Below are 12889 nucleotides of genomic sequence, written 5' to 3' on the forward strand. Positions count from 1 at the left end.
GGGCATCCGCGTCACAGCAGCGGCCGGAGCGGGTCGAAGCAGGGAATGACGCCCTTACGACCGAGCGCGGCAGGAAAGGACACCACCACCGTGACCATGGATGTCTGCGGGCCTCCGGCCCCGGAGGCGGGCACGGCCCGGAAACCGCCCGCACCCGCCTGCGGCGGCACCGCTCCGCTCCCCGTCCTGAACGCGGTGACCTGGGGGGCCGGGCGCTCGGGGGTGCCGTCCTTCCCGCACCTCCACCTGCGCCTCGGCGCCGTATCGCATCGTGAGCCTCATGTCCGTTGACCCGTACCCCAGTGACACCCGCCCGGCCGTGCGCACCGCCCGCGCGACCCGGCCGCCGGCCACTTGGTGGACGGCGCTGCGGCGTACGCCGGTGTCCTTGTGGAACGACGACATCTCGGACTTCGCGGCGGCCCTGACCTACTACGCGATCCTCGCCGTGCTGCCCGCTCTGCTGGTGGCGGTCCTCGCGTTCGGGCTGATCAGTCCCGGCACGGCCCGCGAGTTCGTCACGCAGGTCACCGCCTACGCGCCCGCCGAGTCGGCGGTGGCCCTGCACGCCGCCCTGTCCCGGATGCTGGGCGTGGACGGGGGCGCGTGGCCACTGCTGGTGGTCGGCACCGTGAGCGCACTGTGGTCGGCCTCCAGTTATCTCGCCGTCTTCCGCCGGGCGCTGCACCGAATGCACCGGGTCGAGGACAGCCGTTCGCCGCTGCGCCGGGCCCACCGCATCGTGCTCACCGCGTTCGGACTGCTCGTCCTGCTGCTGACCGGTTCCCTGGCCCTGCTGCTCACGGGCCCCGTCGCCGAGAACGTGGGCCGGGTGTTCGGCCTGGGCGCCACGGCTGCCTGGGGCTGGAGCGTGCTGCGCTGGCCGCTGCTGCTGTGCCTGGTGGCGCTGCTGGTCATCGTGGTCTTCCACACCGGTCCGGTCACCGCACGCCGACGCGCGCACAGTCTGCCCGGCGGGGTCCTGGCCACCCTGCTGTGGCTGACCGTCTCCACCGGGTTCGCGCTGTACGCCTCCACGCTGAGCACGTACAGCAGGCTCTACGGCTCCCTGGCCGGCGCCGTCGTCTTCCTGATCTGGCTGTGGCTTTCCAACCTCGCACTGCTCAGCGGCGCGCAGTTCACGGCCGAACTGAGCAAGGACGCCGTCGGCCGCGGCGTCGAGACCGGCGCGCACGGCCGCCCGTCCGCCTGAGCGGTTCCACGGCATGGTGGCGGACGCACGGCCGCACGTCCGCCTGAGCGGTTCCACGGCATCGTGGCGGCCGCAGGCGGCCAGACCCTCTACGTCACCGACGGCACCGGACTGGTCGGCACCCGCGACGGCGATGTCGTGCATGTCAGCTCCGGCCACATCGTCAAGTGCCCCGCGGGCGAGGAGCACTCGCACGGCGCCACCGACACCACCCTCATGGCGCACATCGCCATGGTCGTCGGCAACGCCGACGGCGACGGCACCACATGGCTGGAACCCGTCACCGACGAGCAGTACGCCGACGCCGTGCGGACGGCCCGCTGACCCGTGCAGCCACGGCGGGACACCTCGATGCGGACCCTCCCGCGGGCCGGCGTCCCGCGTGCGAGCCGGCGCCTGAGACCGCACGCTGGTGCCATGACCAGCACGCAGCCCATCGTGATCTACCCGCCCGCCGAAGACGGCGGGCGGCGGGTGCGGGTGGCGGAGCGGTTCGTCGGGATGGCGTACGGGCTGCTGGACATCATCGAGTTCCTGCGCCTCGCGGGCTTGGAGAGCACCGACGAGGCCTGGGTGCGGCAGTCGGGGTCGATCGAGTGGCGGGGCGGCGGACCGGACATGTGGGAGCACTGAGCCCCGGCCGCCCGCGGCCGGGGCCTTCGCGGCCCGCGTCTCGGGGCATTGTCAGTGGTGGCAGGCAGGATGACGGACATGACGACACCTGCAGCAGTGATCACGGATGCCGCCGCCTACGCCCAGGCGGTCGAAGAGGCGGTGACGGCGGCCGCCGCCTACTACGCGGGCGGGACATCGGCACTCGACGACGACGCCTACGACCGTCTGGTACGCGGCATCGCCTCGTGGGAGGCGGACCATCCCGAGCAGGTGCTGCCCGACACGCCGACGGGAAAGGTCGCCGGCGGCGCGGTGGAGGGCGACGTCCCGCACACCGTGGCGATGCTGAGCCTGGACAACGTGTTCTCGCCGGACGAGTTCACCGCCTGGACGGCCTCGCTCGCCCGCCGCATCGGCCATGAGCCCGAGCGGTTCAGTGTCGAGCCGAAGCTGGACGGTCTCGCGGTCGCCGCCCGCTACACCAACGGCCGTCTGAGACAGCTGATCACCCGCGGGGACGGGACGGCCGGTGAGGACGTCTCGCACGCGATCGGCACCATCGAGGGCCTGCCGGACGAACTCGCCGAACCGGTCACCGTCGAGGTGCGCGGCGAAGTCCTCATGACGACGGCCCAGTTCGAGCACGCCAACGAGGTCCGCACGGCGCACGGCGGGCAGCCGTTCGCCAACCCGCGCGGCGCGTCCGCCGGCACCCTGCGCGCCAAGGAGCGCGCCTACACCGTACCGATGACGTTCTTCGGCTACGGCCTGCTGCCCCTGCCCGACACCGATGCGGCGCTCGCCGCACGGCTGGGCGAACTCGCGCACAGCGAGCTCATGACGCAGGCCGCCGCGTACGGCGTCAACACCACCGTCACGACCGCGGTACCCGGCATCACCGCCGACACCACCGAGCGGGTGCTGGCCCGGGTGCAGGAGATCGCCGCGCTGCGGGCCGACCTGCCGTTCGGGATCGACGGGATCGTCGTCAAGGCCGATCTGGCCGCCGACCAGCAGGCGGCGGGGTCGGGTTCGCGCGCCCCGCGCTGGGCCATCGCCTACAAGCTGCCGGCGGTCGAGAAGATCACCCGGCTGCTGGAGGTGGAGTGGAACGTCGGCCGCACCGGCATCATCGCCCCGCGTGCCGTCCTGGAACCGGTCGAGATCGACGGCGCCACCATCACCTACGCCACCCTGCACAACCCGGCCGACATCACCCGCCGCGACCTGCGGCTGGGCGACCAGGTCATGGTGCACCGGGCCGGCGACGTCATCCCCCGTGTCGAAGCCCCCGTCGCCCACCTGCGCACCGGCGACGAACAGCCCATCGCCTTCCCCGAGGTGTGCCCGCGCTGCGGATCCGGGATCGACACCAGCGAGCAGCGCTGGCGCTGCGAGAACGGACGCAACTGCCACCTGGTGGCCGCCCTGTCCTACGCCGCCGGCCGCGATCAGCTCGACATCGAGGGCCTCGGGCACACCCGGGTGGTCCAGCTCGTGGATGCCGGTCTGGTGGCCGATCTGGCCGACCTGTTCGCCCTCACCCGCGAGCAGCTGATGGGGCTGGAGCGGATGGGCGAGACCAGCACCGACAACCTCCTCACCGCGATCGGCGCGGCCAAGGAGCAGCCGCTGTCCCGGGTGCTGTGCGCGCTCGGCATCCGCGGCACCGGCCGCTCCATGTCCCGCCGTATCGCGAGGCACTTCGCGACCATGGACGAGATCCGCGCCGCGGACGCGGAGGCGATGCAGCAGGTCGAGGGCATCGGCACCGAGAAGGCCCCGTCGATCGTCGCCGAGCTCGCCGAACTCGCCACGCTCATCGACAAACTGGCCGCCGCCGGGGTGAACCTGACGGAACCCGGCGTCACTCCCCCGTCGGCCGCCGCCCCGAAGGGCGACGCGGATGCCGACGGTGAGGCCGCGGGCGGAGAGGGCGGACCGCTGGCCGGGATGACGGTCGTGGTCACCGGCGCGATGACCGGTGCACTGGAGAAGCTCAGCCGCAATGAGATGAACGAGCTGATCGAACGGGCCGGCGGCCGTTCCTCGTCCAGCGTCTCCAAGAAGACCAGCCTGGTCGTCGCCGGGGACGGCGCCGGCTCCAAGCGGGCCAAGGCCGAGACGCTCGGCATCCGCCTGGCCACCCCGGACGAATTCGCCGCTCTTGTAGCCGACTTCATCGGGTGATCCCTCCCCAGCGGGTGTGCCTCAGATCACCCCGGCAGCAGGGAGGGGCCGGGAACAGTCCGGGGTGGTTGACCGTTCATTCAGATGTGGCTGCGGAGGGGACAGTGTCCCCGGGCCTCACCTTCCGCCCATGGGGACGATCGTTCGGCTGAAGCCCCATGGAGCATCCCGCCGAGAGGCGACCGCCCTCCGCACGCCACCGCTAGCGGCCCCGGCTGGTCTCCCCCGTCCAGCCGGGGCCTTTTCTCACCACCAGGAGCGGATCGCGCGGGCCCGGTCAGCACCCCCAACCCCCGTGACTGCCGGCGCGGCACCGGCAGCCCTGCGCTCACGCGTTCAGCTCGCCTGCCCAGGCACCCGCTTGCTGGCGTCCACGATCGCGCGCTGGGTGATCGCGCTGGTGAACGTGACGGTGCCGACCTTGAACGGACTGTCCGCCACCGCCTTGACCACCACGGTGCGCTCGCCGAGGAATCGCAAGGTCTTCCTGTCGAAGATCCATTCGGTGCGCTCTCCGGCGGTGTCGTTCTGCCGGGCGATCGCGATCCCGTGCCGGCCCGTGGCGTCGACCGCGTCGTCCACCGCGACGACCCCGGGAATCCTGGCCGCGGCCTTGTAGAGGGCGGCGCTGACCCGCGCGGGCGGGTAGCTCTCGGTCAGCAGATCCCCGATGGCGACGAAGGCGGCCTGGTCGCGCGGGACTTCGGGGTCACGGTCGGCGTCCGACTCACGGTAGATCCGCCGCAGCAGCGCATCGGGCTCGGTGGGCAGCTTGGCCAGGGCGTCGTAGGCCCCGCTCAGCGGGACATCGCTCCGGAGGGTGATGCCCTCGTCGTCGGTCTGACCGGCCTCGATCAGCCAGCCGTCCTTGCCGTCGAGGGAGTTCCAGACCTGCCGGGAGTGCAGCCGCTGGCTGACCACCGTGGTCTTGTCGCCGACCGTACGGGGGTAGGTGCTGGAGACCTCGGAGGCAATGTAGACGTACTGGCCCTCGCGCGGCGCGGGCGTCGTGGTGTCGGCGGCGGCCAGGGAGATGCGATCGAGGAGCCGGGGGGCGCCCTTGGCGTCGGCGACACCGATCTGCGTGGTCAGTGCCGGGCCGGTGGCCAGGGCGGCCCTGCCGCCGTCCGACCCACTGCCGGTGAGGGCGAGACCCCCGACGACCGCGCCGGCCAGGGCGAGGGCCGCGGCGGGCAGGAGGATCGTACGGCGCAGGAACGGGTTGGAGTGCTTCACGGGCGCGACCGGAGAGGTGGCGGACGTACGGGAGGAGGTGGCGGACGTACGGGAGGAGGTGGCGGACGTACGGGAGGAGGTGCGGAGGTCTTCGTGGATCCGGGCCATCATCTGCTCCTTGTGGAACTGGTGGCGGCCCGCCGGCAGATCCCGCTCGGCGGAGGGCAGCAGACTCTGCGTCTCCGTCCACTCAGCCGGGTGAGGCTGGTGGGAGGGGCTGGCGTTCATCGGTTTCCTTCCTGTGCGGACCGGACCGCGTATCCGCGATCACCTGTTGTCTGCCGGTTCGTAGGGGTGGGTTCCGTTCTTTCTCCCACCAGTTGTGCGTCGGCGAGTCTGCGCAGCTTGGAGCGGGCGCGGGAGAGGCGGGAGCGGACGGTGCCGACCGCGATGCCCAGGGCGCGGGCCGCCTCGGCGTACTCCATCCCCTCCCACAGGCACAGCGTCAGGACTTCGCGCTCGGGGCGCTTGAGCAGGCTGAGGGCGGCGAGCGTGGCGTTGATACGGCGCCGGTCGTCCAGGCGTCCGGCGGTCTCCTCGGCGTGGTCCTCGACCCGTTCCTCGGCGGCGTTCGCGGCGGCTGCGGCACTCGCCGCGTTGCGGTAGCGGCGATTGCTGCGGTACTGGGAGCGAGCGACATTGGTGGCGATGCCCAGCAGCCACGGCCGCAGCGAACCGCCTTCGGCCTCGACCGAGTCCCGGCGCCGCCACGCCTCCATGAACGTGGCCGACATGACGTCCTCGGCCGCGGACCAGTCGGCGGTCAGGCGGAAGGCGTGGTTGTACACCGTGCGGGCGCACTCGTCGAAGAGTTCCGCGAAGGCATCCGGATCTCCGTTCCGTACCCGCGTTCGCATATCTGTGATCACGTTCTCAACTGACGCTCGGTGCGGGCGAGTTCCCGTGAGCTGCGTCACAGCCGCCACCCAGAGGGGGAGTCAGGCGCTGGAGCGATCGAGAAACCGACAACCCATCCGACCAATTCTTCAACTGACCGCCGTTCCGGACCCATTGACAGGCATCGACACCTCCTCAATCATCAGACATCCGATGAATTGGGAGCCGCCATGAGTACTCCTCCAAGACGTCAGGTTCTGGGTGCGGCCGCAGGCATCACCACCGCCGCAGCCCTCCCCCTCAGCCTCGCCACCCCCGCGCACGCGGCCCAGCCGACCGAACGGGACCCCGGGCCGTGGGCTTCCGTCCCGGACCCCGTACCCGTTCCGCTCGACGCCTTGTACGACAACGACGGCATCGACACCGCCGCCGCGCGCGGCGGCGACTTCGACGGTTCGGGCTACACCTTCCCCGGGGAGGAACTCGCCGCGGGAGCCGTGGAGGTGGACGGCATCACCTTCCGTTTCCCTTCCTCCGCGGCGGGCGCGAAGAACAACGTCGTCGCCCTCGGCCAGCGGATCGAGTTGCCCGAGGGCCGCTACCTGTCGGCACACTTCCTCACCGCTGGCAGCTACGGCAACGCCTCCGGCACGGCCACCGTGCACTACGCCGACGGATCGACCACGACGGCCGGTCTCGGCGGTGCCGACTGGTATGCGGCGGGCGGCTCACTGTCGGCGCCGTACCGCTACACCCCGGACGGCACCAAGGACGCGCACAGGGTCGGCATCGGCACGTCGGAGGTGTGGATCGACCCGCAGCGGGAGGCGATCGCCCTCACCCTGCCGGTCACCAACCCCGCGCAGCCGAACAAGGCGTCCCTGCACGTCTTCGCCCTCTCGCTCCAACCCGTCGCCCAGGGACGGGCGTTGACGCTGCGCAACGCCCGCTCCACGAACTCGCTGATGGAATTTACCGGTGCGCAGAGCGTCGAGGCGACCGTCGTGAACGCGGGCACCGTCCCGGTCCTGGCCGGGGACGGGGTGTCCGTGGCCGTCGAGGTGCCCGGGGCCCGCACCGTGGAGCCGGCCCGGATCCGGCGCCTCTCCCCCGGCGAGCAGGTCCGTGTCCGCGTAGGCGTCCGCAATCGCCGGGGAGTTGCTCCCGGAACCGTTCAGGACGGGTCGGTGGCCGTCAGCGGCCGGGGTGCCCGCGCCGCTTACCAGCGGAGCCGGCTGTCGCTCGGCGTGGCCGACTACCTGCCCACCGAGGCGTCCCTCTCCGGCCACCAGGCGCCGTACTGGTTCCAGGACGCCAAGTTCGGCATCTTCATCCACTGGGGCGTGTACTCGGTGCCCGCCTGGTCACCGGTGGGCAAGCAGTACGCCGAGTGGTACTGGAACCACATGCAGGACCCGGGCAACGCGGTCCATGCCTACCACCGGCAGACCTACGGGGAGGACTTCGCCTACGACGACTTCATCCCGCGGTTCACCGCGGCGAAGTTCGACCCCCGCGCCTGGGTGGAGTTGTTCCGAGACGCGGGGGCGCAGTACCACGTGCTGACCTCCAAGCACCACGAGGGCTTCGCGCTGTGGGACACCAAGGTCTCGGACCGCAACGCGGTGAGGATGGGCCCGCGACGGGACCTGGTCAAGGAACTGTTCGACGCCTCCCGCCGCTACGCGCCCGAGCTGCACCGGGGGCTCTACTTCTCGATGCCGGAGTGGTTCAACCCGGACAGTCCCTGGATGGGGCACGCCCCGCGCAACCCGTACACACTGCAGCCGGTGCCGTACACCGGATACACCGCCGGCAAGGACTTCGTCCGGGACTACCAGGCGCCGCAGATGCTGGAGCTGATCCACGGCTACGATCCCGAGCTCATCTGGTGCGACATCGGCGGCGCGAACGACAGCCTCCACGTGCTCGCCGAGTACTTCAACCACGCCAAGAACCGGGCCCGTCCGATCGACGTCACGGTCGACGACCGGTCGGGCATCGCCTTCCACGACTTCACCACGCCCGAGTACACGACGTACGAGAACACGGTCGTCGCCAAGTGGGAGTCGAGCCGCGGCCTGGATCCCTTCAGCTACGGCTACAACCAGGCGACCCCGGACGACGCCTACATGACGGCCGAGGAGGTCGTCCGCAGTCTCGTCGACATCGTCTCCAAGAACGGCAACTTCCTGCTCGACATCGGCCCGCGCGCCGACGGCACCATCCCGGAGATCATGCAGATCCGGCTGCGGGAGACGGGCCGTTGGCTGCACACCAACGGCGAAGCGATCTACGACACCACGTACTGGTCCCGCATGGCCCAGCTCGGCGACGATCTGCGGTTCACCGTCCGCCCGGACGAGGCCTTCTACATCCACTCCCTCACCGAGCCGGGTGCCAAGCTCCGCGTCGAGGCGCCGGTCCCCGTGCGCGCCGGCGACAAGATCACCCTGCTCGGCCACGACCGGCCACTGTCCTGGACCACGAGCAAGGGCGCGCTGGTGATCGACGTACCCGAAGCCGCACGCAGGGCGGGCCGGTACGTGTGGGTGTTCAAGGTGTCCTGGCGCCCCTGACGGTACGCCTTCGTCTCGCTCCGGGGCGAGTGATCGTCTTCTCACCCGGCACCCGCCGGAACCCTGCCGACCCCGCCCGCACGGCGAGCCGGCCTGCTCGACGAACGTGCTGCGCCTACGGAGCGTCAACGGAACGGAGTGCACGCTCGAAGAGGAGGAGAGCCGATGACATCGGTACCGTGGCCCGGCAGGACCGTATGGCGCAGGACGTTTCTGGCAGCGGCGCTGGCCACGCTGTCCACCGCCTGCACATCGGGGGGCGACGGCGAGTCGGCGTCGTCCTGCGCCTCCCGAGTCGAGTACCGCGAGCACACGTACATGGGGTCGGGTGCGAAGAACTTCACGATCGGGGACCGGCTCGGTGCCGCGATCCTTCCGCCCTGTGATGACACGCCGCGCGACGACTCCCCTGACGCCCCGACGGCACCGGCCTCGGTGACCGCCTTTGCGATCAAGGGAGTTGACCCCCGCATCGCCATCGCCCTGGTGACTCGCCCGACGACGTCATCTTCGTCGACGTCGACTCCGGCAAGAAGCTGCCGGAGATCAAGGAAATGATCCGCGGCTCCTGATGCCGAGCGAGTGGGACCGCTTCGGAAGCGGCGGGCCGCTCCGTTCCGCGGGTACGCGCGAGAGCCCCGGGAGGTTGTTTCGCCTCCCGGGGCTCTCGCGCTATGACGGGCTGTGGGCCCGGACTTCTCGGCTCTCGTCACCAATAGTGGCGTCGGCCGGCGACCGCGTGCCCCGTGGAACCCATGATCCAGAGGACGGCGCCGATCACGGTCAGGATGAGACCGAGGGTCCACAGGATCGAGACGCCGGTGAGGAAACCGATGACAAGCAGAATGATGCCGATGGCGAGCATTCCGTACCTCCCGAAGTTGCCTGACGTGTCTTCTCCCGGATGCCCCGAAGTGGCAACATCACCCCCGCCGGGGCGCCTTGGAGCTGTTGACGCGTTCTGCGGGCCGCGGTGCCGTCATCGGCCGGGGCGTGGAGGTTCGGCCTTTTCGGGATCGTCCGTCAGAGCGATCCGGACGGCGATGCACTTGCCGGCCGTCACCCGCCGCACCTCGAAGCCCGTCGCGAGGGCTTTCACGATCTCCAGGCCGTGCTGGCCGACCCGGTCGGGATCAGCGGGCCGGGCCTCCGGCAGCCCGGGATCGGAGTCCCACACCTCCGCCTCCACCGCCTCGCCGGTGATCCTCAGCACCATCATCACCGGGCCGGGTGCGTACTTGTAGGCGTTGGTGACCAGCTCGCTCACCACGAGCTGAACCACCTCGGCCACGCGCGCGGAGACCGCCGCGACGTGCCCGGCCCGGCGGGTGAGGAAGTCCGCGGCCAGGTGCCGGGCCTGGGCGATGCACGTGCCGTCACCGTCCAGCGCGATGCTGGTCTCCAGCCCCTGCTCCGACGCCGTGGTCTCCCCCTTCCTCACGGTCGAGAGGTCCATGACCGCTGTCTTCAGCGCCCGTTGCTCCCGCGCACGATCGCGAGTCGTCGCTCTGCTGCCGATGGCTGCGCCACACACATGAAGCACACGTATCCTTCACGCAGCAGCTCGGTCCCACGCTTCAGTGTGCCAGTTCCACCGTCTTGTTCGAGGGAGAAATGACCGACGTCGACCCCACTGGGCGCCCCGGCCGGCTGTCGGCCACCTCCACCGTCGTCGACGGCATCCACGTGATCAGCCTCGCCGGAGAGATCGACCGCGACTCCGCCGAGGTGCTGCGCGACGCCCTGCCGCGACCCGACGCCCCTCGCCTCCGGGTGGTGGTCGACCTCGAACAGGTCACGTTCCTGGACTCCACCGGGATCAACCTCTTCATCTCCACGCACAACACCCTCGCCCAGAGCGGCGGTTGGCTGCGGCTGGCCGCACCCACCGCCTCCGTACTGCGCGTGCTGCAGATCGTCGGCATCGACACCGTCATCGCCTGCTGCCCGACCCTGCGCCAGGCCCTCTCGACCTGAGCGCGGGCGCACCCCTGCGCGAATGTGCCGTGCCGTGGAGTTCGCTCGGAGGCCCAGGCGGTCTATGCGTCTTCATGGCCACGCAGGACGAGCAGTGACCGGGCTTCGACTTCCACCTCACTGCCCGCCTTGATCAGCGGCCGGAACTCGGTGTAGGGGATGGCGGTGTCCACCTCGACCGCCCACCACGGGCCGAGTTCGTCGGGCACCGTGAAGGCGAGGGCCTGGCTGTGGGCGTTGACGAGCAGCAGGAAGGAGTCGTCCTGCTGGGGCAGGCCCCGTAGGTCCGGTTCGGTGATGGCCTTGCCGTTGAGGTGGACCATGAGGGACCGGGCGAAGCCGGTGTCCCAGTCGTTGTCCGTCATCCCCTGCCCGCCGGGGGTGAACCACCCGATGTCCTTGTTCTCCGTCTCGCTTCCCCGGGGGACGCGCCCCTTGAAGAAGCGCCGGCGGCGGAAGACGGGGTGGTCGCGGCGCAGGGCGATCAATTTGCGGGTGAAGTCGAGCAGTTCGCTCCCCTCCGCGGCCTTCTCCCAGTCGATCCACGTCAACTCGTTGTCCTGGCAGTAGGCGTTGTTGTTGCCCTGCTGGGTACGGCCGAGTTCGTCGCCGTGCGAGATCATGGGGACGCCCTGGCTGAGCAGCAGAGTCGCCAACAGGTTGCGCTGCTGACGAGCGCGCAGCGCGAGGACGCTGCGGTCCTGGGTGGGACCCTCCACGCCGCAGTTCCACGAGCGGTTGTGGTCCTCGCCGTCGCGGTTGTCCTCGCCGTTGGCCTCGTTGTGCTTGCCGTCGTACGACACCAGGTCCCGCAGGGTGAAACCATCGTGCGCGGTGACGAAGTTGACCGAGGCGAAGGGCCGGCGGCCGTCGCTCTGGTACAGGTCGGCCGAGCCGGTCAGACGGGAGGCGAACTCACCGAGCGTGCCGCCCTCGCCCCGCCACAGGTCCCGTACGGTGTCGCGGTACTTGCCGTTCCACTCGGTCCACAGCGGCGGGAAGTTGCCGACCTGGTAGCCGCCGTCGCCGACGTCCCACGGTTCGGCGATGAGCTTCACCTGGGAGATGACCGGGTCCTGGTGGACGAGGTCGAAGAACGACGACAGCCGGTCCACCTCGTGGAACTGGCGGGCCAGCGTGGCGGCCAGGTCGAAACGGAAGCCGTCGACGTGCATCTCGGTGACCCAGTACCGCAGTGAGTCCATGATCAGCTGGAGGGTGTGGGGGTGGTTCATCCGCAGGCTGTTGCCCGTGCCGGTGGTGTCCCAGTAGTAGCGCGGGTCGTCCGGGGACAGACGGTAGTAGGCCGCGTTGTCCAGCCCGCGCAGCGACAGCATCGGTCCGAGGTGGTTGCCCTCGGCGGTGTGGTTGTAGACGACGTCCAGGATCACCTCGATGCCGGCCTCGTGCAGCGCCTTGACCATGGACCGGAACTCCTGCACCTGCTCGCCCCGCTGCCCCGAGGAGCCGTAGGCGTTGTGCGGGGCGAAGAAGCCGATGGTGTTGTATCCCCAGTAGTTCGACAGGCCCTTCTCCACCAGGGCGTGGTCCTGCACGAACTGGTGGACCGGCATCAGTTCCACCGCGGTGACGCCGAGCTTGACGAAGTAGTCGATCATCGCCGGGTGGGCCAGCGCGGCGTAGCTGCCGCGCATCGCCTCGGGTATCGCCGGGTGGGTGTTCGTCATGCCCTTCACATGGGCTTCGTAGATCACCGTCTCGTGGTACGGAGTCCGCAGCGGGTGGTCGCTGCCCCAGTCGAAGTACGGATTCACCACCACCGACTTCGGCATGTACGGGGCGGAGTCGAGGTCGTTGTAACGGTCGGCGTCCTCGAAGTGGTACGGGAACAGCGCCTCGTTCCACTCGATCTCGCCCTCGATCGCCTTGGCGTAGGGATCGAGCAGCAGTTTGCCGGGGTTGCAGCGCTCACCGGACTCGGGCCGGTACGGTCCGTGCACCCGGAACCCGTACCGTCGGCCCGGGCCCACGTCCGGCAGGTAGATGTGGTGGATGAAGCCGTCCACTTCCCTCAGGGGGACGCGTTCCTCGGAGCCGTCCTCGTCGAACAGGCACAGCTCCACGCGCTCGGCCACCTCGGAGAACACCGCGAAGTTCGTCCCCGCACCGTCGAAGGTGGCGCCGAGAGGGGCCGTCTGCCCCGGCCTCGCGCCGATTTCCGTGTTCTCCTGCCAGATGCGCATGCCTCACCCTCCCCCGCGCGGCCGAGGGACAGCCACGC

Annotated in this window: 12 protein-coding genes; 7 read left to right on the plus strand and 5 right to left on the minus strand. The window is 70.2% G+C overall.

Annotated features, from left to right (window positions below; translation table 11 throughout):
* Positions 1 to 280: 280 nt before the first annotated feature.
* The 4 genes from LN251_RS37780 to ligA all read left to right on the plus strand — a co-directional run bounded on the left by LN251_RS37780 (position 281) and on the right by ligA (position 4018).
* The gene (locus LN251_RS37780; protein WP_458248671.1) at positions 281 to 1213 is read left to right on the plus strand and encodes a YihY/virulence factor BrkB family protein; all 933 of its coding nucleotides are present in this window, start codon (positions 281 to 283) and stop codon (positions 1211 to 1213) included.
* Positions 1214 to 1276: 63 nt separating this feature from the next.
* Complete coding sequence (locus LN251_RS37785; RefSeq protein WP_458248672.1) at positions 1277 to 1537, plus strand: hypothetical protein; 261 nt, start codon at positions 1277 to 1279, stop codon at positions 1535 to 1537.
* Positions 1538 to 1630: 93 nt separating this feature from the next.
* On the plus strand, positions 1631 to 1846 hold the full coding sequence (locus LN251_RS37790) for a hypothetical protein (RefSeq protein WP_058921009.1): 216 nt from the start codon (positions 1631 to 1633) through the stop codon (positions 1844 to 1846).
* Positions 1847 to 1924: 78 nt separating this feature from the next.
* Positions 1925 to 4018: an NAD-dependent DNA ligase LigA gene (ligA, locus tag LN251_RS37795; protein ID WP_458248673.1), complete on the plus strand. Its 2094-nt coding sequence runs from the start codon at positions 1925 to 1927 to the stop codon at positions 4016 to 4018.
* 336 nt (positions 4019 to 4354) lie between these two features.
* Here the strand turns inward: ligA and LN251_RS37800 are convergent, their stop codons facing one another.
* Together LN251_RS37800 and LN251_RS37805 are read right to left on the minus strand one after the other, a co-directional pair.
* On the minus strand, positions 4355 to 5482 hold the full coding sequence (locus LN251_RS37800; protein ID WP_458248674.1) for a CU044_5270 family protein: 1128 nt from the start codon (positions 5480 to 5482) through the stop codon (positions 4355 to 4357).
* Positions 5479 to 6111 (minus strand): RNA polymerase sigma factor, encoded by a 633-nt coding sequence (locus LN251_RS37805; protein ID WP_458248675.1) that lies wholly within the window; start codon positions 6109 to 6111, stop codon positions 5479 to 5481. The genes LN251_RS37800 and LN251_RS37805 overlap by 4 nt, the downstream gene beginning before the upstream one ends.
* 210 nt (positions 6112 to 6321) lie before the next feature.
* On the opposite strand from LN251_RS37805, the gene LN251_RS37810 reads away from it, so the two are divergent.
* A complete protein-coding gene (locus LN251_RS37810; RefSeq protein ID WP_458248676.1) occupies positions 6322 to 8670 on the plus strand; it encodes an alpha-L-fucosidase in 2349 nt (782 codons plus the stop codon).
* A gap of 165 nt (positions 8671 to 8835) precedes the next feature.
* On the plus strand, positions 8836 to 9228 hold the full coding sequence (locus tag LN251_RS37815) for a DUF6281 family protein (protein ID WP_458248677.1): 393 nt from the start codon (positions 8836 to 8838) through the stop codon (positions 9226 to 9228).
* 151 nt (positions 9229 to 9379) lie between these two features.
* On the opposite strand, the gene LN251_RS37820 is transcribed toward LN251_RS37815, so the two are convergent.
* Both LN251_RS37820 and LN251_RS37825 read right to left on the minus strand, forming a co-directional pair.
* Complete coding sequence (locus LN251_RS37820; protein ID WP_162494007.1) at positions 9380 to 9535, minus strand: DUF6131 family protein; 156 nt, start codon at positions 9533 to 9535, stop codon at positions 9380 to 9382.
* A 114-nt stretch (positions 9536 to 9649) separates the two neighbouring features.
* Positions 9650 to 10126 carry an ATP-binding protein gene (locus LN251_RS37825; RefSeq protein ID WP_458248678.1) on the minus strand — a complete coding sequence of 159 codons (477 nt, stop codon included), beginning with the start codon at positions 10124 to 10126 and terminating at the stop codon, positions 9650 to 9652.
* A gap of 158 nt (positions 10127 to 10284) precedes the next feature.
* Between LN251_RS37825 and LN251_RS37830 the strand changes: the two genes are divergently transcribed.
* The gene (locus tag LN251_RS37830; RefSeq protein WP_458248679.1) at positions 10285 to 10647 is read left to right on the plus strand and encodes an STAS domain-containing protein; all 363 of its coding nucleotides are present in this window, start codon (positions 10285 to 10287) and stop codon (positions 10645 to 10647) included.
* A 62-nt stretch (positions 10648 to 10709) separates the two neighbouring features.
* Here the strand turns inward: LN251_RS37830 and glgX are convergent, their stop codons facing one another.
* Positions 10710 to 12851, minus strand: coding sequence for a glycogen debranching protein GlgX (gene glgX, locus LN251_RS37835; RefSeq protein ID WP_458248680.1), 2142 nt, complete (start codon positions 12849 to 12851; stop codon positions 10710 to 10712).
* Positions 12852 to 12889: the final 38 nt, after the last annotated feature.

This window comes from Streptomyces sp. MAI_2237, from assembly GCF_054189285.1.